Origin of the sequence: Hydrogenophaga sp. (assembly GCF_026125825.1) — a bacterium.
In the GTDB taxonomy this organism is placed as follows: Bacteria; Pseudomonadota; Gammaproteobacteria; order Burkholderiales; family Burkholderiaceae_C; genus Hydrogenophaga.
The window spans coordinates 65,976-86,528 of the sequence record NZ_JAHCKK010000007.1 but is presented as its reverse complement, the minus strand read 5'-3'; the positions used below and the strand labels follow the sequence as shown (position 1 = coordinate 86,528).

Annotated in this window: 15 protein-coding genes; 9 read left to right on the top strand and 6 right to left on the bottom strand. The window is 70.0% G+C overall.

Translation table 11 applies throughout. The features are described from left to right. The coding region (locus tag KIT86_RS05005; protein ID WP_297395568.1) for a polysaccharide biosynthesis tyrosine autokinase at positions 1–1,817 on the top strand (1,817 nt) is incomplete at its 5' end. Between the two features lie 66 nt (positions 1,818–1,883). Next, positions 1,884–2,351 (top strand): J domain-containing protein, encoded by a 468-nt coding sequence (locus KIT86_RS05000; protein WP_297395566.1) that lies wholly within the window; start codon positions 1,884–1,886, stop codon positions 2,349–2,351. Here KIT86_RS05000 and KIT86_RS04995 read toward each other — a convergent pair. Next, entirely contained in the window at positions 2,291–3,559 is a 1,269-nt protein-coding gene (locus KIT86_RS04995) for an MltA domain-containing protein (protein ID WP_297395565.1), read from the bottom strand. The two genes, KIT86_RS05000 and KIT86_RS04995, sit on opposite strands and share 61 nt — an antisense overlap. Here KIT86_RS04995 and KIT86_RS04990 point away from each other — a divergent pair. Next, positions 3,492–3,644: a hypothetical protein gene (locus KIT86_RS04990; protein ID WP_297395564.1), complete on the top strand. Its 153-nt coding sequence runs from the start codon at positions 3,492–3,494 to the stop codon at positions 3,642–3,644. The two genes, KIT86_RS04995 and KIT86_RS04990, sit on opposite strands and share 68 nt — an antisense overlap. 15 nt (positions 3,645–3,659) lie before the next feature. Here the strand turns inward: KIT86_RS04990 and KIT86_RS04985 are convergent, their stop codons facing one another. The 4 genes from KIT86_RS04985 to KIT86_RS04970 form a co-directional block, all read right to left on the bottom strand. Continuing rightward, complete coding sequence (locus tag KIT86_RS04985; protein ID WP_297395563.1) at positions 3,660–4,289, bottom strand: response regulator; 630 nt, start codon at positions 4,287–4,289, stop codon at positions 3,660–3,662. A 124-nt stretch (positions 4,290–4,413) separates the two neighbouring features. Then, a complete protein-coding gene (locus tag KIT86_RS04980) occupies positions 4,414–6,477 on the bottom strand; it encodes a nitrogen regulation protein NR(II) (RefSeq protein WP_297395562.1) in 2,064 nt (687 codons plus the stop codon). Between the two features lie 10 nt (positions 6,478–6,487). Then, complete coding sequence (locus tag KIT86_RS04975) at positions 6,488–7,294, bottom strand: carbon-nitrogen hydrolase family protein (RefSeq protein ID WP_297395561.1); 807 nt, start codon at positions 7,292–7,294, stop codon at positions 6,488–6,490. Positions 7,295–7,323: 29 nt separating this feature from the next. Then, a complete protein-coding gene (locus KIT86_RS04970) occupies positions 7,324–11,526 on the bottom strand; it encodes a YhdP family protein (RefSeq protein WP_297395560.1) in 4,203 nt (1,400 codons plus the stop codon). 14 nt (positions 11,527–11,540) lie between these two features. Here KIT86_RS04970 and glnE point away from each other — a divergent pair, with 14 nt between their 5' ends. Then, complete coding sequence (gene glnE / locus KIT86_RS04965) at positions 11,541–14,441, top strand: bifunctional [glutamate--ammonia ligase]-adenylyl-L-tyrosine phosphorylase/[glutamate--ammonia-ligase] adenylyltransferase (protein WP_297395558.1); 2,901 nt, start codon at positions 11,541–11,543, stop codon at positions 14,439–14,441. Then, complete coding sequence (locus tag KIT86_RS04960) at positions 14,438–15,046, top strand: hypothetical protein (RefSeq protein ID WP_297395556.1); 609 nt, start codon at positions 14,438–14,440, stop codon at positions 15,044–15,046. The genes glnE and KIT86_RS04960 overlap by 4 nt, the downstream gene beginning before the upstream one ends. Positions 15,047–15,101: 55 nt before the next feature. On the opposite strand, the gene KIT86_RS04955 is transcribed toward KIT86_RS04960, so the two are convergent. Then, a complete protein-coding gene (locus tag KIT86_RS04955) occupies positions 15,102–15,947 on the bottom strand; it encodes a ferritin-like domain-containing protein (protein ID WP_297395554.1) in 846 nt (281 codons plus the stop codon). 207 nt (positions 15,948–16,154) lie between these two features. Between KIT86_RS04955 and KIT86_RS04950 the strand changes: the two genes are divergently transcribed. The 4 genes from KIT86_RS04950 (at position 16,155) to KIT86_RS04935 (ending at position 20,551) form a co-directional block, all read left to right on the top strand. Then, on the top strand, positions 16,155–16,757 hold the full coding sequence (locus tag KIT86_RS04950) for a glutathione peroxidase (protein ID WP_297395552.1): 603 nt from the start codon (positions 16,155–16,157) through the stop codon (positions 16,755–16,757). A gap of 340 nt (positions 16,758–17,097) precedes the next feature. Beyond that, entirely contained in the window at positions 17,098–18,522 is a 1,425-nt protein-coding gene (locus KIT86_RS04945) for an FAD-dependent oxidoreductase (protein ID WP_297395550.1), read from the top strand. Continuing rightward, a complete protein-coding gene (locus KIT86_RS04940; protein WP_297395548.1) occupies positions 18,519–19,328 on the top strand; it encodes a DUF1365 domain-containing protein in 810 nt (269 codons plus the stop codon). Before KIT86_RS04945 ends, KIT86_RS04940 begins: the two co-directional genes overlap by 4 nt. Further along, positions 19,325–20,551, top strand: coding sequence for a cyclopropane-fatty-acyl-phospholipid synthase family protein (locus KIT86_RS04935; protein ID WP_297395546.1), 1,227 nt, complete (start codon positions 19,325–19,327; stop codon positions 20,549–20,551). The genes KIT86_RS04940 and KIT86_RS04935 overlap by 4 nt, the downstream gene beginning before the upstream one ends. Positions 20,552–20,553 lie beyond the last annotated feature (2 nt).

The following is a 20,553-nucleotide window of genomic DNA, read 5'->3' as shown; positions in this document are numbered from 1 at the left end:
GCCGGGCGGGCACGCTGGCGCAGTTCCAGCAGGCCGTCACCGTGGAGCCGGTGCGCAACTCGCGGCTGGTGGAGGTGAGCGTGCGCAACGCCGACCCGGATCTGGCCGCCGCCATCGCCAACACGATGGCCAAGGCGTTCATCGCCATGCACATTGAGCGCCGGCTGGACTCCTCGACCTACGCGCGCCAGTTCCTGGAGGAGCAGATCCGCCAGAGCAAGGCCAAGCTGGAGGAGAGCGAGCGCGTGATCAACGAGTACGCCAAGAAGAACCAGATCCTGAACCTGGGCGACAAGGGCAGCGCCACCACCCAGACCTTCGTGGACTTCTCCACCGCGCTGACCCAGGCCCAGCAGGAGCGCATCAAAGCCGAGACGCTGTACAACCAGGTCCGGCTCAACCCGGAAAGCGCCCCGCAGGCGGTGGTCAACGAGGCGATCCGCGCCTACAAGGAACAGCGCGCACGCCTTGAAGCCGAGTATGCGAAGAACCGCAGCGTGTTCAAGCCGGACTACCCGGCCATGGTGCAGGCGCGCGCCCAGATCGCCGAGCTCGACTCGCGCATCAAGACCGAGGTGAACAACATCCTCTCCAGCATCCGCGGCCAGTACATGGCCGCCGTGAAGGCCGAGGAACAGCTCAAGAGCAAGGTGGCCGCCAGCCGCAGCGAGGTGCTCACGGTGCAGGACCGCAGCGTGGACATGAACCTGCTCAGCCGCGAGCTCGACACCAACCGGCAGGTCTACGACAGCCTGCTGCAGCGCCTGCGCGAGGTGAGCGTGACCGCGGGCATCACCACCAACAACGTGAGCATCGTCGACCAGGCCGCGGTGCCGCGCTTCCCGGCCTCGCCCAACCTGAAGATCAACATCGGGCTGGGCCTGGTGCTGGGGCTGTTCCTTGGCATGCTGACCGCCCTGCTGCGCGAGCAGATGGACGACTCGGTGAAGAACGCCAACGACATCGAGGGCACCTACCGCCTGCCCTTGCTGGGCCTGATCCCGTTCACCCGGGGCCCGCGCGTGCGCCGCGAACCGGTGGCGCTGCTGGCCCACCGCGAGCCGCGCAGCACCTTCGCCGAGTCCTACCGATCCGTGCGCACCGTGCTGCAGTTCGGCTCGCCCGAAGGGCCGCCCCAGCGTTTCATGGTGACCAGCTGCGGCCACAGCGAGGGCAAGAGCACGACCGCGCTCGCGCTGGCCATCAACTTCGCCCAGCTGGGCCAGAAGGTGCTGCTGATCGATGCGGACATGCGCAAGGGCAGCCTGCACAAGATGCTCAAGCTCTCCAACGAGCGCGGGCTCTCCAGCCTGCTGGACGCCGACCGCGCCATCGCGGGCGTGATCCAGGACGCGGCGGTGGCCAACCTGGGTGTGATCACCGCCGGCCCCCTGCCGCCCGACCCGGTCGAGCTGCTCATGGGCCCCCGGCTGGGCGCCGTGCTGGAGCAGGCGCAGGCCCTGGGCTACACGCAGATCGTGATCGACGGGCCGCCGCTTCTGGGCCTGGCCGACGCGATCGTGCTGGGCAACCAGATTCCCGACATCGTGCTGGCGGTGAAGGCCGGTGGCACGCGCAAGGACAGCATGAAGGACGCGCTGCGCCGCCTGCGCACCGCCGGCCTGGCCCCGATGGGCGTGGTGCTCACGCACGCGCGCAACGAGCACAGCAACGACCACGCCTACGCGGCCTACTACGGCCACGGCGCACCGCCTGCGCCGCGCGAGGCGAAGCCGGCACCGGTGCACCGCCCGGCCCCGGTCGCATTGCCGCCCGGGACCCGCATCGAGCCCACCCTGGACCCGTCCGCCGCCTGACATGCGTGGCACGGGGCCATTCCCGAGGCGCGTCGCCTGGCCGCGCGCCTCACGCGGGGCCAGGCGGTGACCCCGCCCGACGGCAGACGCCTGCTGCCGGCGCTGCTCGCCTTCGAGCGGGCACCCGGCCGCTACCCGGTGGCCCGGCGCGAACCGCGCCCGCTGTTTGCGCACATCGACAGCGTGATGCGGCTGGCCGCCGGGCGCGTGGTGGAGGGCCTGCCGGCAGACGCCTCGAGCAACCTTGACCTGCGCCGCGCGGCGCGCTTCTTCGTGCGCACCGTGATGCTGCGCCCGGGAGCGGACCCCTACACCGTGCTGGGCCTGACGCCGGCATTCGAGCCGGCGCAGTTGCGCGAACACCACCGCCTGATGATCCGCCTGACGCACCCGGACTTCGAAGCCGCCGGCGAGCGCTGGCCCGCCGGGGCGGCCGCGCGGGTCAACCTTGCCAAAGACCTGCTGTCATGGCGTCAGCGAGGCCAGAGCGCCCACAGCTGCAGCGGCTGCTTGAGCGCGGCGGCCGTGAGGTAGGCCTCGTCGCTCCAGCCGCCCCAGCCTGTGAACAGGTCGGCGCGCACCGCGCCCACGATGGCGCCGCCCGTGTCCTGCGCCATCACCAGGCGCTGCGCGTTCATCGTCGGGCCCTGCGTGGCCAGCCACACCGGCGTGCCGTAGGGAATGCTCTGCGGATCGACCGCGATCGAGCGCCCGGGCGTGAGTGGCACGTTCTGCGCGCCGCGCGGGCCGAAGCGCGCGTCCAGCTCCGAGAGCGCTTCCTCGCGGAAGAACACCGTGCGCGGGTTGCTCCACAACATTTCGTTGAGGCGCTGCGGGTTCTGCACCGCCCACGCCTTGATGGCCGACCAGGACGCCTCGTTGATGGCGCGCTGGTCAAGCAGCCAGCGGCCCACGCTCTGATAAGGGTGGCCGTTGTGCGCCGCGAAGGCCACGCGCACCTGGCGCGTGCGGCCATCGGCCTCGGCGATGTTCAGGCGGCCCGAGCCCTGGATCTGCAAGATCAGCGCGTCGATGGGGTCGGCCAGCCAGGCCACGGCGCGGCCCTGCAGCGCCGCCTGCGCGGCGGGCAACGTGTCGATCTCCTGGCGGCTGTACCAGGCCTGGCCCGGCCGCAAGCCCGGTGGCGGGCCAAAGAGCGGCACGCGGTAGGTGGCGGTGGGCACACGGCTGGCGGCCATGATGGGCTCGTAGTAACCGGTGAGCAGGCCGCTGGGCAGGCTGCCGTCGACCTCGGTGACGCGGTAGGGCAGGAAGCGGCGCATCACCCAGGCCTGCTGCTCGGCGGCGGTGGCGATGGAGAGCTGGCGCAGCTCGGCGCACAGGCCCGCGTGGCCCGCCACCGGCCGCTCGCAGCCGCGCACCCAGGCGTTCCACACCTCGTGCAGGCTGTCCTGTCCCCAGCCCGGCAGCTCGCTCCAGCGCACCGGCACCCAGCGGCTCTTGCCGCGCTGCATCGGCGCGGGCAGCACGGTGTCATCGGGGGCCGCCACCACCGGCGGCACACCGGTGACCGGTGGCGGCATGGGGGGATAGGTGCGGGGGTCGATCGCGCAGGCGGCCAGGCTTCCTACAATCAGGGCGCTGACGACCCAGCGCAGCGCCCTCGGGCCGCTGCCCGTTCCACCATCCACTGCACAGACGCCGCCCGTTCCCATGACCCTGTTGTTGCTCGAAGCGCTTGGCGCGTTGGTGTTGCTGGTGTTCATCGTGTGGTGGACCATGTTCTCCGGTCGCAAGAAAGGCGAGTTGCCCGACGAGGCGGCGCCACGCGACAAGGACGAAGCCCCGCCATCGCGGCGCGACTGAGGCGAACGCCGCCGCTCATGGCGGGCGCAGCACGTTGGCCAGCTCGACCGCGGACTTCACGCCCATCTTGTCGAACACGCGCGAGCGGTGCACCTCCACCGTGCGCACGCTGATGTTGAGCTGGTCGGCCACGAGTTTGTTGGGCAGGCCGGCGATCACGAGGTCCATCACGTCGCGCTCGCGATCGGTCAGGCTGTCCAGGCGCTGCTGCAGTTCGCGCTGGATGCGCTGCTGGGCCAGCACCTGGGCCGAGCGGTCCAGCGCCTGCTCGACGCGGTCGACCAGCGCGTTGTCCGAAAACGGTTTCTCGCAGAAGTCGAAGGCGCCGCGCTTGACGGCATCGACCGCCGTGGGCACGTCGGCATGGCCGGAGAGAAAGATGACCGGCACCGCCGCCTTCCAGGGCAGCTGCTGCATGCGCTCGAAGAGCGTGAGCCCGCTCATGCCGGGCATGCGCACGTCGAGCACCACGCAACACGGCGCCTCGGGGGCCTGGGTCCACACGGCGGCCTCGGTCTGGAAGGCCTCGGCATGGTCGTAGCCCTCGCTGAGCAGGCGGCGCGTGCGCAGCAGCCAGGCCAGAGCCTGGCGCACCTCGGCGTCGTCGTCAACGAGGTAGATCTTCGCGTCGGGATGCTGCGTCATGGGCCGGATGATAAAGGGCACCCCCCGCCGCGCTGACGCGCGTCCCCCCTCACGGCGGGCGCGCGCCGAGACCGGCCCGGCCGGATCCTCGAGCGCCCTGGGCCCAGCCACCTCGCTGCGGAGGTCATGCGGCACCGGGCAGGGTGAAGCGGAACACGGTGCCGCGCGGCTGGTTGGGCTCGTGGGTGAGCGCGCCGCCGTGCTGCTCGATCACGGTGCGGCACAGGCTCAGCCCCAGGCCCATGCCCTCGGCGCGGGTGGTGAAGAAAGGCGTGAACAGCTTGGCCTGCACCTCCTCGCACAGGCCCATGCCATGGTCGGTGACGGAGAACGCCACCCAGGTCTTCTGCGGCAAGCCACCCGGGGCCAGGCCCGAGTGCAGCCGCGCCTGCCCCACCTCCAGGCGCAGCAAGCGCAGGCTCATGCGCGAGGCGGGATCGGTCAGCGGCATGGCCTGCATGCCATTGCGCGCGAGGTTGAGCAGCACCTGCTCGACCATGGTGCGGTCGCACAGCACCGAGGGGCAATCGGGCGCGATCTGGATCTGCAACCGGATGCCCTGCTTCTTGGCCTGCAGGCTCAGCAGCGGAAGGATGGCGTCGATCAGGCTCTTGGGCGTGACCGCCTCGCGCACCTGCTGCCGCCGCCGCACGAAGTCGGCCACGCTCTTGATGACGCGCGCCGCGCGCTCGGCCTGTTCGCCGATGCGCCGCACGGCCTGCATGAGGTCGGCCTGCACCGGGTCCACCACCGAGCCCCCCGGGCCCTCGTGCTGCTCCAGCAGGTTGAGCGTGCCGCTGGCGTAGCTCGAGATCGCGGCCAGGGGCTGGTTGAGCTCGTGGCTCAGCAGCGACGCCATCTCGCCCATGGTGGCCAGGCGCGCCGTGGCCTGCAGGCGCTCCTGCGAGGCGCGGTTGAGATCTTCCACCCGGCGCTGCTCGGTCAGGTCCAGGATGGCGCTCATGAAACCGGTCTGCTTGCCGTGCGCGTCGATCAGCGGCGCCTCGATGATGAGCACCGGGAAGCGCGTGCCGTCAGATCGCTGGAACACCGACTCGTAGCCCTCGCGCGGCAGCACCTGCCCGGCCAGCCGCACCATCTGGCGCTGCTGGTACTCGTCGACCAGCTCGGGCGGCCACCAAGGCGCCGGCAGGCCGGTGCCCACGAGCTGTTCGGCCGTGAGGCCCACCATGTCGCAGAACGCCGGATTCACGTAGGTGATGCGCCCCTGCATGTCGCGCGCACGAAGACCGGTCACCAGCGAGTCCTCCATCGCCTTGCGGAATGCCAGGGCCTGGGCCACCTCCATCTCGGCGCGCTGGCGGCGGCGGATGTCGCGCCCGAGCAGGAGCAGCACCGACAGCAGCGCCAGCGACAGCGCGCTGACCATGGCGGTGAGCACGTTGGGGAACAGGCCCCGCAACAGGCGCGGGCTTTGCAATTGCAGGATCAGCGTGTGGCCCGGCAGGTCGAGCACCTGGCGCGCGGTGAGGGTGCGGCGCGTGCCGGTGACCATGCTGTGCAGGGCCAGGCGCGTGCCGTCGGCCTCGTTGAAGGCCAGCCCGCGGCCGCGCAGCAGGTCGCGGTTGGTGAGTTCCGACAGCAGGCCGGGCAGCGAATAGGTGGCCACCAGAAAGCCATTGGGCAAGCCGGCGCGCGCCACCGGCAGGCACATCTCGATCAGCTCCAGGCCCTTGCCGTGGCGCAGCGGCCAGAAGTAGCTGCTGGAGTAGGCCGGCCCGGACAGGCGCCGCGCGTGGTCGCAGGCCAGGCGCACCTCGGGCAGGGCCTGGCCGCGGTCGAGGTAGCCGAACAGGTCGGGGATGAAGGGCGTGTCGCGCTCGGCGACCACCTGTTGTGCGTTGTCGCGCCATTCGAGCCGCACGATCTCCCGGTGCTGCGCCATCAGCTCGGCGGCCGGGAAAGCCCAGGAATCGGCGGTGGGCGCGACGCTGTGCAGCGACTGCAGGGTCTGCACATTGCGGACCAGGCTGCTGCGGATGTCGCTGGCCAGCGAGGCGGCGTCCTGCTCCAGCGCGGTCTGGTCGCGCGCCTCTTCGTATTCGGCGGCCAGGAAGATGAGCACCCCCAGCAGCGCCACCACCAGCAGCAGCAAGGCCGCCCACAGGCGCCAGCGGAGCGAACGAAGGCTTTCGCGCCACGCGCGCAGCAGGTGCGAACGCTCCATGACCAGCCGATCAGAGGCGGCGATGCTGCAGCGAGGGCAGTTGTTGGCGCACGCTGCGCAGCCGCTCGATGTCCAGGTCGGCCAGCACCACGCCCGGGCCTTCGGCCTGCAGGGCCATGACGTCGCCCCAGGGGTCGATCACCATGCTGTGGCCCCAGGTGCGCCGGCCGTTCTCGTGCACGCCACCCTGGGCGCTGGCGATCACGAAGGCCTGGTTCTCGATCGCGCGGGCGCGCAGCAGCACCTCCCAGTGCGAGCGGCCGGTGGTGTAGGTGAAGGCCGCCGGCACGAGCAGGATGTCCGCGGCCAGCATGCGGTAGAGCTCGCCAAAGCGCAGGTCGTAGCACACGCTCTGGCCCACACGCCAGTCCTGGCCGGCGTGGTCCCGGCACTCGAACACGGTGGGCGTGTCTCCGGCCACCAGCACCGTGGCTTCGTCGTAGTGCTCGGTGCCGTTGTCGTAGCGGAACAGGTGGATCTTGTCGTAGCGGCTGGCGCTCTCGCCGCGGGGGTTGTAGACCACCGAGGCGTTGGCCGCATGGCTGGGGTCGTCGGTGGCCATGGGCAACGTCCCGCCGACGATCCACATGTCCAGATCGCGCGCGGCGTCGGAGAGGAAATCCTGCACCTTGCCCAGGCCCGGCGTTTCGGCCAGCACCAGCTTGTCCTCGTCGCGCGCGCCCATGAAGCAGAAGTACTCGGGCAGCACCGCGAGCTCGGCCCCGCCAGCGGCGGCCTGGCGCAACAGGCGCAGGGCTTCGCTGAGGTTGACGTCCAGGCTGATGCCCGAAACCATCTGGATGGCGGCGACTTTCATGCGATGTCCTTTCGGTGAAGCTGCACAGCTTACTGCAGCACGGGCGTGGGGTCGCGCGGTGCCACGGCGGCCGGGGACGCCCGCTCGACCTTGTCCACCTGCGGGTCGGCCCAGCTGCCGGTGATGCGGAACTCCTGCGTCGTGGCCGACTGCAGCGGCTGGCGCAGCAGGAACTGGGCCAGGAACGTGCCCAGGCCGATGGCCGGGTTGATGGCCGTGGCGATCAGCGAGGCGGTGCCCGCGTTGATCTCGGGCACCACCACCACCTTGAGGTCCTGCTGCTCGCGCGCGATGTCGGCGCTGCCTTCCATCAGCACGGCGGCGTTCACCCCTTTCATCTGGAGGTTGTTGGTGTGCAGCACCCCCTGCTCGATGCGCGCATCGCCTCGCACGAAGTCGAATGCGAAGCCTTCGGAGAACACGTCCCGGAAATCGAGCACCAGCCGGCGCGGCAGGGCCTGCAGGCTGAGCACGCCCAGCAGGCGCCCGGCCCCCGGATCGACCTTGAGGAATTGGCCGCGTTCGATGTCGGCATGGATCTGGCCCGACAGGCTGGGGTAGTCGATGGCCAGCGGCGAGCCGATCCAGCCGATGTTGCCTTCCAGGCGGCCCCGGCCACCGCGCACCAGGCCTTCGCGGCCAAAGCGGTTGAGCAACTGGCCGGAGTCGTCGATGTCGAGCCGGAAATTGAGGGCGGTGCGGCGCTGGCCGGCCGCGCCGGCACCAGAGGCGACCCAGTTGCCGGTGGCGCTCAGGCGCGCCTCGGGCGAGGCCACGCGCAAGCGGGTCAGGCGCCACTCGCTGCCGCGCAAGGGCCCGCCACGGTTGATGGCCTCGACCTCGACGCGGCCCAGGTTGCGGCCGGCCATGGTGAGCTCGTCCACCGCGATGTCCAGCGAAGGCACGCTGGTGGTGGGCTGATCCAGCAGCTGTTCGACGTCGTTGGCCGCCGAAGGCTCCAGTTGAAGGCGCTTGAGGCGCGCGTAGATGTTGCCCGCCGTGCCGGCGCCGGCCTGGCGCACCGAGACGTAGCCATTGAGTTCGTTGGCATCGATGTTGGCCTGCCACTGCGCGCCCTCGCGCGAGCCCCCCAGCACCACGCGGTGGAAGTGGCGCCCGCGCACCGTGAGGCGGTCCGCGCGCACCGCCAGGGTGGTGGGCAGGTAGCTCAGGCTGGCATTCGGGTCGGCCACCGGGCCCACGCGTGGCAGCACCGTGGCGCCGGCGGTGGCGGCCGTGCGCACGTCCACCCCGGTGGTGGTGCTGAACGCGCGCTCCCAGGCATCGGTGTCGAGCTGGGCGAACTGCACATGGGCCACCACCCCCTCGGTGGGGAGGGAGGCGGCGGTGTTGTCGCTGTCCACACCGATCGAGATGGCCCCCCGCAGGACGCGCGGTTCGCCAGCCCCGAGTTCGCGCTCGTATTGCAGCGAGGCCACCGGCGCCAGCGAGGAGCCGAGCTGGATCGCCAGCCGGTCGGTGCGCGCGCGCTCACCCACCACGCTGAGCACATGGTTGTCGTAGCGCAGCGGCAGGCTGGCCTCGGCCGCCTTGTTCAAGGGCGCCGGCAGGTTCAGCGCCATGCCCTGCAGGTTGCTCGTCACCTGCCATTCGGGCACGCCCGCGCGGATGCCGAGCTGGGCCGTGTAGGCCGTGCTGCCGCTGGCGTGCTGGAAGAGGCGCGAAACAAACCCCAGCCCGGCCTCGCGCAGGCCTTCCGCGCTGGCCAGGCCTTGGCCCCGGAACTGGACCTGAGTCACGCCCTTGGCATCGGCCTGCATGCCACCCTCGAAGCGCAGATCGCCGCCGTACACGCGGGCCTGGGCGGCCTTGACCGAAAAGCCGGATTCGCTGAACGCCAGCTGGCCGCTGGCGCGCCCCAGCAGGGGGGCATCGGGGCTGACCTGCAGGTCGCTGCCCTCGAGCCGGACGGTGCCGCTGACCTTGGTGGCGTGGGGGTCGGCCAGCGGCACGCGCAGCGCAAACCCCACCTGCGCGGCCCCGGCGCCGCTGCGGGCGCGGGCGAGCGCCTGGCCGGTCATGGCATTCAATGGCGAGCCCTGCACGAAGCCCAGGGCCTCGTTCGCCGGCCCCTGGGCCTGGGCGCTCACCACCAGCACGCCGTCGTGGCCCAGGTGCTCGATGCCCACCTGGCCCTTGCTCAGGCGCACACCGGGCGCGTTCGCCACGCCGCCTTCGAGCGCAGTGAGCTTGAGCGAGGCGCGGTCGAGCAGCAGATCGCCCGAGACACCGCGCAGCGCGGGCCAGCCCATCTCACCGGCTTTCTGCAGGTAGGCCGGGATGTAGTCGAAGTCCACGTTGCGCAGCGCAGCGCTGATGCGGAACTCGCCGCGATCGCCGGGCCGGTCGAAGGGCGCGTGATCGAGCGGCCCCTGCACGCGGAACTCGACTCGGTTGGAGCTGCCGCCTCGCACCGCCTCGCGCACGTAGTGGCGCGCATCGGCATTCACGGACAGCGGCAGGTAGCGGTGCACGCGCGTGGCGTCGGCGCGGGTGAGCGTGGCGGTGAGGTCGAGCACGCCGGGAAAGCGCGAAGCGGTCGTCCCGGCGGGGACCTCGCTGGTCTGCCACCGCAGCTGGGCCGTGCCCTCGGCATCGGCGTTGCTCAGGCGCACGTTGTCGAGCTGGGCTTCGATGCGCTCGCCCTGCACGCGCCAGGACAGATCGGCGGCCAGCTGGTCGACCGCGACGCTGGGTTCCTCGAACACATCGGGCAGTTCCAGCGCGCCGTCGGCCACGCTGACATGCGCCCGGCCGCCGGCCTGGCTGAGGTCGAAATCCACCGTGGCTCCCGAGATGCCGGGGCGCCCGGGCAGGGGGTAACGCCCGGAGAGGGCCATGCGCCCGCTGGGCTCGCCGGCGACCGCCAGAGCGCTGACCCGCCCTTTGGCCTGGTAAGCGGCCAGATCCCAGCCCGACGGCGCCGAGGCGGCCGCGCGCTGCCAGCGGGCCGACAGGCCATCCACGCGACCCTGGGGGCGCAACTGCTCCAGCCGCCGATGCGCTTCGGCCGGCAAGGGCAGGCGGCTGGCGAGGGCCGCGATCGCGCCGAGCTCCAGGCGATCGGCGCTGACTTCGGTGCTCGCGCCCTGCCCGGCGCGGGCGGCGGTGTGCCGCACCAGCAGCCGGCCGCTGGGCCAGTCCACCCCCTCGCGGGTGCGAAAGCGCAGGTCGTCGGAGGACACGCTGAAACCCGCGTCGGACCACTGTGCAGTCAGCCGGCCCTGCAGTTCCTCGATCGCCAACGCCGGCAACTCGGGGCCGAGCTGGGCTTCGACGTCGCGCAGCGCCAGGTCGGTCGTGGCGCCTGCCAAGGCACCATGGTTCACCTCGGCCCAGGCGCGCAGCGCGCCGTGCCCGGCGCGCACGTCCACCCCCCAGGTCGACAGGTCCGCGTAGGCGCGCAGCCGGGCCACGTCCACCCGGGTGAAGTCCGCGTACAGCTCGCCGTCCCAGTTGTGCCAGATCGCCTGCTCGGGGCCACGCCCGCCCAGTTCGATCAGGGGTTCGCGCAGGCGCCCCCGCACGCTCAGGCGCTCGCCCCACTCGGGCGGCGGTGTGGCATCGAGCCGGAACTGGTGCGTGCGCGCGGTGTTGCGCACCACGAAGGTCAAGGCCCCCAGGGCCAGCGGTGGCTGGGCGCGCAGCTCATCCGTCCAGCGCACGGTGCCGTTCTGGATCACGAACTCGCGCAGGGAGAAGAACCAGTCGGCAGCGCGGCCATCGCGCTGGCCAGGGCCGGCCATGTCGAGGCCGGCCACTTCGATGCGGCCTTGCGCGGTGCGCCGCACGTCCAGCACCGGCTGGTCGATGACGACCTGTTCGAAGTTGCCGTGCCACAGCGAGCGCACCGAGACCGCGGTGCGCACCAGCGGCAGCTGCAGGGCGACGCGGCCTTGGGGATCGAACAGCTGCACGTCGCGCAGCTCGAAAGACGGCATGAAGGCGGGCAGGAAGGCCAGGCCGCTGCGGGTCTTGTCGGCCCGGATCTCCCCCACCCGGACCGGGGCGCCGACCGCGCTGCTGGCCCATCGTTCCAGCTCAGGGCGCCAATCGGCGATTCGGGGCACAATCCACCAATTCAGCGCTGCCCAGGTCAGCACGAAGAGGCCCCAGGCCAGGAACACGAGCCACAAGCAAAGCCGGGCCACCACCGAAAGTGTCTTGAGGGTTCGCGTGGCAGGGGCGATGGGAGCCGGGCTTTGATTCATGTCCACCGCAAATTATGACGGCCAGCCATTTCACAGGTTCCACAGCGGAAGCGCCCGTTTTGTCATCAAATGTGAACCCCTGCCCGCCACTCACGGCTCCCGACCGCCAGGCCGATCATTCGCGCTTCGTGCAGCGGGTGCGCCGCCGTTACGCCGCCGAGCTCGCCTGCCTGCCCCCCGGTGAGCCGGTGCTCGCCAGCATGCGGGCCTGCCTGGGTGTGCTGCGCGAACGCGGCCTGCCCGTGCCCGCCGCCCTGCGCGTGCTTCGCCAGCTGGTGCTCGAGCGCCTGGTCGTGCTCGACTGCGAGCAGGGGGCACCGCTGGCCGTGGTCACGCGCGCCGTCACCGAGCTGGCCGAACTCGCGCTCGACGAAGCCTGTGCCCTGGCCTGCGCCGATCTGGACGAGCTGCACGGTGCGCCCCAGTTCACCACGCCCTCGGGCGAGCGGCAGCGCGCGCAGCTGTGGGTCATCGGCATGGGCAAGCTGGGCGCGCGCGAACTCAATGTGTCCAGCGACATCGACCTGATCTACGTCTACGACCAGGACGGCGAGACCGCCGGCAACGCCCAGGGCCGCCAGCGCATCAGCAACCACGAGTACTTCGGCAAGGCCGTCAAGCACATCTACAACACCGTGGGCGAGACCACCGAACACGGCAATGTGTTCCGCGTGGACCTGGCCCTGCGGCCCAATGGCAACTCCGGGCCCAGCGCGGTCTCCCTCGGGGCGCTCGAGGAGTATTTCCTGGTGCAAGGCCGCGAGTGGGAGCGCTTCGCCTGGCTCAAGAGCCGCGTCATCGCCCCCGCCGCCTGCGTGCAGAACCGCAGCGCCAGCGCACTGCGCGGCACCGTGCTGCCTTTCGTGTTCCGCCGCTACCTGGACTACGGCGTGTTCGACGCGCTTCGCACGCTGCACCGGCAGATCCGCGACCACGCGTCCAAGCGCGCGGCGGGCAACCCCGGGCGCTCCAACGACGTGAAGCTCTCGCGCGGCGGCATCCGGGAGATCGAGTTCACGGTGCAATTGCTGCAGGTGGTGCGTGGCGGCCAGTTCCCCGAGCTGCGCACGCGGCCCACGCTGGACGCGCTGCAGCGCCTGTGCAAGGCCGGCCTGATGCCCCAGGCCACGGCCACCGCGCTGGCCCAGGCCTACGAATTTCTGCGCCGGGTCGAGCACCGCATCCAGTACCTGGACGACCAGCAGACCCACGTGATGCCCACGCGCGACGACGACCTGAACTGGCTTGCGGCCACGCTGGGCTACCCCGACATGTGCGCCTTCCTGCACGCGCTGGATGCCCACCGCGAACTGGTGGCCCAGGAGTTCGACACCCTGCTCGGCGGCCCGACCCATGGCGGCTGCAACGGCAAGGGCTGTGGCACCAAGAAGAACGGCGCCAACGGCCGCAGCGCGGCCGACGACCTGCAAGGCGTGCTGGAGCAGTTGCCACCGGCCTTCGCGAGCCGCGTGGGCCAGTGGCGCGAACACCCGCGCGTGCTCGCGTTGCGCGAGGACACGCGCGCGCGGCTGGTGCGGCTGGTGCAGCGCACCGGGGCCTGGATCGACGAGGGCCGCGTGAGCGAGGAGGCCGCGCAGCGCATGGCCGACTGGATCGAGCCGCTGCTGCGCCGCGAGAGCTACCTGGCCCTCCTGCAGGAGCGGCCCTCGGTTCACGAGCGCCTGCTGCGCCTGCTGGGCGCGGCCAAGTGGCCCGCTCGTTACCTGATCCAGCACCCTGGCGTGATCGACGAACTCGCCAGCCAGCAGTTGCTGACCGAACGCTTCGATGCGGCGCAGTTCGAGGGCGAGCTGGAGGCACGGCGCGCCGCGCTGCGCTCCACCGGCGAGGACGGCGAAGAGGCCCTGCTCAACCTGCTGCGCCGCGCGCACCACGCCGAGGTGTTCCGCACCCTGGCGCGCGACGTGGAGAAGGTGCTCACGGTCGAGCAGGTGGCCGACGACCTCTCGGCCCTGGCCGACTCGGTGCTTCGCACCACCGCGCGCTGGTGCTGGGCGCGCCTCAAGAGCCGCCACCGCGAGCGGCCCAGCTTCGCCATCATTGGCTACGGCAAGCTCGGCGGCAAGGAGCTGGGCTACGGCAGCGACCTGGACATCGTCTTCGTCTACGAGGACGACCACGAGAACGCCGCGGAGATCTACGCGGCCTTCGTGCGCAAGATGATCAACTGGCTCACGGTGAAGACCGGCGAGGGCGACCTGTTCGAGATCGACACCGCGCTGCGGCCCAACGGCAACTCGGGCCTGCTGGTCACCAGCTTCACGGCCTACGCCAACTACCAGCAGCAGCGCGGCAGCAACACCGCCTGGACCTGGGAGCACCAGGCCATGACGCGCGCGCGCTTCGTGCTGGGCGGCGAAACCGACGCCCCCCCTGCTGCGCCGCTGCCGCCCGAGGGCGCGGGGGCTGCGGTGGGGCCGTGCGGCGGTGCGCGCTCGCTCGCCGACCGGTTCGACGCGGTGCGCGAGGCCGTGATCACGGCCGAGCGCGACGCCGCTTCGCTGGCCGCCGAGATTGTCGCCATGCGCAGCAAGGTGCGCGCAGCGCACCCGGTGCGAGGCGAACGCTTTGACGTCAAGCACAGCCCGGGTGGCATGGTGGACGTGGAGTTCGTGGTGCAGTACCTCGTGCTGCTGCACTCGCGCACGCACCCCGAGCTGCGCGCGAACACCGGCAACATCAACCTGCTGCGGCGCGCCGAAGCCGCGGGCCTGCTCGAACCCGGCATGGGCGAGGCCGCGGCCCGCGCCTACCGCGAGTTGCGCCAGATCCAGCACACCGCTCGGCTGGACGAGGCGCCCACGCAGGTCGACGCGGCGCGGGTCGAGGAAGCCGCCCGCGCGGTGCTGGCGATGTGGCAGCACGTGCTCGGCCGCGTCGCCCCACCGGTGTGACCCGGGGCCGCCACTGGCTGTGGCTGTGGCTGTGCGGCCTGCACGCCGCCCTCAGCCTGCTGGTGGCGTGGTCCGGGCCGGACGTGGCCCAGGCCCTGACCTGGCGCTCGACCGGCTGGTGGTCTCACCCCTGGACGATCTGGACCAGCGCCTGGGTGCACCTCAACCCCGCCCACCTCATCAGCAATCTGCTGGCCATGGGCGGCGTGGCCGCGGTCGGCTGGGTGCTGCGCCCCGACGCGCGCTGCACCATGGCCTGGCTGCTCGCCTGGCCGCTGACCCAGATCTCGCTGCTGTGCTGGCCACAGGTGGGCCACGCGGTCGGCCTCTCCGGGCTGATGCACGCCGGCACGCTGCTGCTGGCGGTGCAGATCGCCCTGGCCCGGATCCCGATCCGCGGTGCGCGCTTCTGGGGACTTCTGCTGATCTGGGGCGTGCTGACCAAGGTGGTGCTCGAGCGCGGCTGGTCACACCCGCTGGTGTGGGACGCCGGCCAACAACTCTGGGTGGTCCAGGCCGCGCACGTGACCGGTGCGTTCTGGGGTGTTGTGCTGGGCCTGATGGTCGCCGCCCTGCCTGGGGCGCGGCGCGCGACCGCTCGTTGAAGCGCCCAGCAAAAAGCCCGCAGGAGCGGGCTTTTGCGATGCAGCGCCTGAGGCCTCAGGCGGCCGACGGTGCAGCGGAGACCGAGACCGACTTGCGGAAGCGGTTGAGTTCCTGCACGGACTTGAAGCTCTGCTCCATCAGCAGGCTCATGTTGTGCAGGATGCGGTCGACCACGCGCGTTTCCCAGACCGCATCGAAGTTGATCTGCTTGTCCAGCCAGTGCTCCAGCCACTCGGGATTGGGCAGGCGGCTCTGGATGGTGTCGTTGGGGAACAGGTTCTTGTTCACGTGGAGGTTGGTCGGGTGCAGCGCCTGGGCGGTGCGCCGTGCGCTGGCCATGAGCACGCCCACCTTGGCAAAGGCCGAGCGGGCCTCGTTGCCGAACTTGCCAATGGCGCGCTTCATGTAGCGCAGGTAGGCGCCTCCGTGGCGGGCCTCGTCCTGGCTGAGGGTGCTGTAGATCTGCTTGATCACGGGTTCGGTGTGCCATTCGCTGGCGCGGCGATACCAGTGGTTCAGGCGGATCTCGCCGCAGAAGTGCAGCATCAGCGTCTCCAGCGGCGGCGCCGGATCGAATTCGAAACGGATGTCGTGCAGCTCCTGCTCCGTGGGCACGAGGTCGGGACGGAAGCGGCGAAGGTACTCCATCAACACCAGCGAGTGCTTCTGCTCTTCAAAGAACCAGATCGACATGAAGGCCGAGAAGTCGGAGTCGTCGCGGTTGTCGCGCAGGAACATCTCGGTGGCCGGCAGCGCCGCCCACTCGGTGATGGCGTTCATCTTGATGGTCTGCGCCTGTTCGTCGGTCAGCGCGCTGGCGTCGAACTTGTCCCAGGGAATGTCCTTGTCCATGTCCCAACGCACGGATTCGAGTTGTTTGAAGAGTTCAGGATAGAGCATGGTGGTCTTTCTTAACGCGGACATTCTATGCGGCGGACTTTCAGGGCAACGACAAACCACCCGATCGTTCGGGACTTGCGCCCCCGGAAAGTTCCGGAGCCCGGTTTGAATCCACCTCGCCATCGCTTGCGTAGTGAAGCTCAGACGCGCTTGAGTTTGCGACAGGCCCATGTTGGAATGAATTTTTTGAACCCCTGGAGTTGCCGCATGAAGAACCTCGACTTTCTGAGCCTGGCCCTGATCGGCGCGCTGGCGCTCCCTATCGCCCGGCCCGCCTCGGCCCAGCCCACGCCTTCCCCCGCGCCCGCCTCCACGGCGGTGGGCTGCCCCGTGCTGCTGCAGCACCGCTTCGACCGCCTGCAGGACGAAAAGCCCCAGTCGCTGTGCCAGTACAGCGGCAAGGTCGTGCTGGTGGTGAACACCGCGAGCTTCTGCGGCTTCACCCAACAGTACGAAGGGCTGGAGGCGCTGTACGCGCGCTACCAGTCCCAGGGGCTGGTGGTGCTGGGCTTTCCCGCCAACGACTTCGGCAGCCAGGAGCCGGGCAGCAACCAGGCCATCGCCGACTTCTGCGAGAACACCTTCGGCGTGAAATTCCCGATGTTCAGCAAGACCAGCGTGGTCGGGCGCCACACGAATCCGCTGTACCGCCAGCTGGCCGAGAAGACGGGCGACCACCCGCGCTGGAACTTCCACAAGTACCTGATCGCGCGCGACGGCCAGACGGTGCGCAGCTACGCCAGCGGCGTCGAGCCCAAAAACCCTGCGTTCATCAAGGACATAGAAAAGTTTCTATCGACTAAATTGTGACTCATCAGTCACAATCAGAACCAACAAGTATTTCATTGCGAGTCGACCCACCATGCCCCTGCCCAGCCGTCTCTGCTTCGCGCGCCCTTGGACCGAGGGATGGAACTTTTCTCGCGGACCGCGCGTCGTAAGCAGCAGGCCGGACAGCGTGCCGACCGCCGATTTCCGTTTTGCACTGCGAAGCCTTCCGGGTCTGCGTGATCCGGTTGCAATCCCGAGGCGCTTCTCCTCCTCCTCCCTCCCTCCCTTGTTCGTCTGGGGGCGCTTCGCAGTCTTTTGTATTGGCCTGCGTGGCCGCAGCACCCTGAGGTGCGCGGCCCAAGGGCGCTGAGGTCCGTCCATGCAGTCGGTCCTCCCCCCCACCTCCCTCTCGTCTGCGCGCGCCGCGTCCTCCCGGCCGTCGCGCGTGGCCATCGTCGGCTCGGGCATTGCCGGCCTGGCGGCCGCCCACACTTTGCAGGGTCTGGCGGACATCACCCTGTACGAGGCCGGCGACTATTTCGGCGGCCACACGCACACGGTGGACGTGACCCTGCCCGATGCCTACGGCGTGCCCACCACCTTCGGCGTGGACACCGGCTTTCTGGTGCTCAACGAACGCACCTACCCCAACCTGCTGGCCCTGCTCGGCGCTTTGGGGGTGCCCACCGCGCGCTCGGACATGTCGTTCTCGGTCCAGGTACCGGGGGCCGGGCCCGGCGGTGACGCGCTCGAATGGAGCGGGAGCGACCTGTCCTCCGTGTTCGCGCAGCGCCGCAACCTCGCCAACCCGCGCTTTTTGCGCATGCTGGCGGACATCGCGCGCTTCAACCGCGTCACCACCCGCCTGGCCGAACGGGGCGATGACCTGCGGCCGGACAGCCCGCTGCTGCAGCCGCTCGGCGATTTCCTGCGCGAGCAGCGCTTCTCCGCCGAGTTCCGCGACTGGTACTTTCTGCCCATGATGGGTTGCATCTGGAGCTGCCCGACCGACCAGATGCTGGCGTTCCCGGTCGCCACCATGGTGCGCTTCTGTCACAACCACGGTCTGATCCAGGTGAGGAACCGGCCTCAGTGGCACACGGTGGCTGGTGGCGCTCGCCAGTACGTGAGCAAGATCCTGCGGGGCGTTGCCGACAAGCGCCTTTTCACACCCGTGCAGCAGGTGTTGCGGGACGACGAGGGCGTGCGCGTGGTCTCGCCGGGCCAGGTGGAGCGCTTCGATGCGATCGTGATGGCCTGTCACAGCGACCAGGCGTTGCGCCTGCTCGGCAACCAGGCCTCGGCGGCTGAGCGCGAGCTGCTCGGCGCCATCCGCTACCAGCCCAACCGCGCCGTGCTGCACACCGATGCCTCGGTGCTGCCGGAGAATCCGCGAGCCTGGGCGGCCTGGAACTACGAGCGCGCGCCCACCGCCGATCAAGAGTCGGCCAGCGTCTGCCTGCACTACCTGATCAACCGCCTGCAGCCGCTGCCCGTGCGGCAACCGGTGGTGGTTTCGCTCAACCCGCAGCGCGAGATCAACCCCACGCAGTTGCTGGGCGAGTACGCCTACGAGCATCCGGTGTTCGACCTCGCGGCCATTCGCGCCCAGGCCGGGATTCCCGCCCTGCAGGGACAACGCCACACCTGGTTCGCCGGGGCGTGGACCGGCTATGGTTTTCACGAGGACGGTCTGAAATCGGGCCTGCAGGCCGCGCGCGGCCTGATCGACGCACATGGCCTGGTGCCGATGACCAGCGAGAGCGAGCTGCGCCGCGCCGCGCTCCCCGGGGTGTTCGCATGAAGGCGGCCGTGGCGCAGCTCGGCTTTGGCCAGGTGCGCCATACGCGCCACCGGCCGCGCCACCACGCGTTCGCCTACGCCACCTGCTTTCTGATGCTGCCGATGCGCAGCCTGCGCGAGCACGGGCCTGGCGCACTGGCGCGCAACCGCCGCGCGGCGCTGAGCTTTCACGATGCCGACCATGGTGACGGCCGCGCAGACAGCCTGGGCTGGCTGGACGAGGTGCTGCGCCAGCACGGCATTCTGGATGCGCAGGGCGAGGTCTGGCTGCACACCTACCCGCGCATGCTGGGCTACAGCTTCAAGCCGGTGAGCTTCTGGTACTGCCACCGCCTCGACGGTTCGCTCCGCGCGGTGCTCGCGGAAGTGAACAACACGTTTGGCGAACGCCACTGCTACCTGCTCGACTCGCCCCGCTACGGCCAGCCCTGCGAGGCCGCCAAGGTGTTCCACGTCTCGCCGTTCTGCCCTGTGCGCGGGCGTTACCGTTTCGTCTTCATGCGCACGCAAGGCCCGGGCGCCCGCACCGTGGCGCGCATCGACTACTTCGACGGCGCGGATGACGCGGCCCTGCTCAACACGAGCGTGAGCGGTGAGTTGCTGCCACTGAACGCCGCCACGCTGCGCCGCGCCCTGTGGTCCCACCCTGCCATGACCCTGGGCGTGATCGCCCGCATCCACTGGCAGGCCTTGCGCCTGTGGTGGCACAAGGCCCCGTTTTTCCGCCAACCGCCCGCTCCGGGCGACTTTGTCACCGCCGCCGCTTCCCCGGCACCCACTGCGAACGCTGAGCCCCGTCAACCATGAACAGCACCACTTCCCGCCACCCCGTGGGCTTCGAGCTGCCCCGCAACACGCCGGCCGCGGCCCGCACCACGCTGCAACTGTTGCAGCGCCTGGTGCACGGCAGCCTCACGCTGCAACTGCCCGATGGATCGGTGCAGCGCTTCGGGCAAGCCGATGGCCCCCACGCGAGCATGAAGCTGCACAACTGGAACGTCTGCAGCGCCACGCTGAAATCGGGCGACATCGGTTTCGCCGAAACCTACATCGCCGGCGACTGGAGCACCCCGCACCTGACCTCGCTGCTCTCGTTGCTGGTGGCCAACCGCCGCGAGGTGGAGGACATGGTTTACGGCTCGTGGCTGGGCCGCCTGGCCTACCGCGTGCGGCACCTGCTCAACCGCAACTCCAAGGCCAACAGCCGCAAGAACATCCACGCCCACTACGACCTGGGCAACGCGTTCTACCGCCTGTGGCTGGACGAGACCATGAACTACTCGTCGGCCTGGTTCGAGACACCGGACCAGACCATGGTGATGGCGCAACACGCCAAAGTGCGCCGCGCGCTGCGCCAGGCCGGTGTGCGCCCGGGCGACCGGGTGCTGGAGATCGGCTGCGGCTGGGGCGCGCTGGCGGAGAAAGCCACCACGGAGTTCGACGCCTCGGTGGTCGGGGTGACGCTGTCGACCGAACAGCTGGCGTTCGCGAGACAGCGCCTCAAGGACATCGGCCGCGAAGACCGCGCCGATCTGCGGCTGCAGGATTACCGCGACATCGACGACGCGCCGTTCGACGCCATCTGCTCCATTGAAATGGTCGAAGCGGTGGGGCGTTCGTACTGGCCCACTTACTTCCAGACCGTGGAGCGCCTGCTCAAGCCCGGCGGCCGGGCGTGCATCCAGAGCATCGTGATTGCCGACGAGCACTTCGACCGCTATATCAAGGGCACAGACTTCATCCAGCAGTACATCTTCCCGGGCGGCTGCCTGCCATGCCCGAGCGAGCTGCGCGCCCAGGCCGGCCACGCAGGGCTGGAGGTGGTGGATGAATTGGCCTTTGGCCAGGACTACGCGCGCACGCTGGCGAACTGGCGCGAGGATTTCCTGCGCGAACAGGAGCGCGTGCTGCAGCTGGGCTTTGACCAGCGCTTCCTGCGCATCTGGGAGTTCTACCTCGCCTACTGCGAAGCGGCGTTCGTGCAGCAGAACATCGACGTGGTGCAGTACACGCTGCGCAAACCCGCCTGAGG

Coding starts and splice junctions, on each gene's coding strand:
- KIT86_RS04990 (WP_297395564.1), top strand. CDS start 3,492: ATGACCCTGTTGTTGCTCGAAGCGCTTGGCGCGTTGGTGTTGCTGGTG.
- KIT86_RS04995 (WP_297395565.1), bottom strand. CDS start 3,559: ATGGTCCACCACACGATGAACACCAGCAACACCAACGCGCCAAGCGCT.
- KIT86_RS04985 (WP_297395563.1), bottom strand. CDS start 4,289: ATGACGCAGCATCCCGACGCGAAGATCTACCTCGTTGACGACGACGCC.
- KIT86_RS04980 (WP_297395562.1), bottom strand. CDS start 6,477: ATGGAGCGTTCGCACCTGCTGCGCGCGTGGCGCGAAAGCCTTCGTTCG.
- KIT86_RS04975 (WP_297395561.1), bottom strand. CDS start 7,294: ATGAAAGTCGCCGCCATCCAGATGGTTTCGGGCATCAGCCTGGACGTC.
- KIT86_RS04970 (WP_297395560.1), bottom strand. CDS start 11,526: ATGAATCAAAGCCCGGCTCCCATCGCCCCTGCCACGCGAACCCTCAAG.
- glnE (WP_297395558.1), top strand. CDS start 11,541: ATGACGGCCAGCCATTTCACAGGTTCCACAGCGGAAGCGCCCGTTTTG.
- KIT86_RS04955 (WP_297395554.1), bottom strand. CDS start 15,947: ATGCTCTATCCTGAACTCTTCAAACAACTCGAATCCGTGCGTTGGGAC.
- KIT86_RS04950 (WP_297395552.1), top strand. CDS start 16,155: ATGAAGAACCTCGACTTTCTGAGCCTGGCCCTGATCGGCGCGCTGGCG.
- KIT86_RS04945 (WP_297395550.1), top strand. CDS start 17,098: ATGCAGTCGGTCCTCCCCCCCACCTCCCTCTCGTCTGCGCGCGCCGCG.
- KIT86_RS04940 (WP_297395548.1), top strand. CDS start 18,519: ATGAAGGCGGCCGTGGCGCAGCTCGGCTTTGGCCAGGTGCGCCATACG.
- KIT86_RS04935 (WP_297395546.1), top strand. CDS start 19,325: ATGAACAGCACCACTTCCCGCCACCCCGTGGGCTTCGAGCTGCCCCGC.